This is a genomic window from Bacillus sp. SIMBA_031 (assembly GCF_046535225.1).
In the GTDB taxonomy this organism is placed as follows: Bacteria; Bacillota; Bacilli; order Bacillales; family Bacillaceae; genus Bacillus; species Bacillus velezensis.
The window spans coordinates 1-233 of record NZ_JAWRXC010000720.1 but is presented as its reverse complement, the minus strand read 5'-3'; the positions used below and the strand labels follow the sequence as shown (position 1 = coordinate 233).

General features: G+C 55.8%; 1 protein-coding gene. It reads left to right on the top strand.

Annotated features, from left to right (window positions below):
* The coding region (locus SB724_RS21965) for a hypothetical protein (RefSeq protein ID WP_410573212.1) at positions 1–227 on the top strand (227 nt) is incomplete at its 5' end.
* Between the last annotated feature and the right edge of the window lie 6 nt (positions 228–233).

Here is a 233-nt window from a genome sequence, read left to right as displayed (position 1 = left end):
ACAGAAAACGACATTGGCTTCATCAGGCCCGAACGGGGCCGGATGAATGGCTAACGGCAGTTTACCGGGAAATGTTGAATCCAATCTTTACGCCGGAATTTTCCGGACGGGCGTGTCATTTTCGCACGCAAGCACTTGTTAAAGATACAGAAAACCCGGCGTTTCACCGCCGGGCCGGGATGCGATCCTGTTCGTTCGCTGCCGTCAGCGGCGCATCAAGCGCATGACGAGCG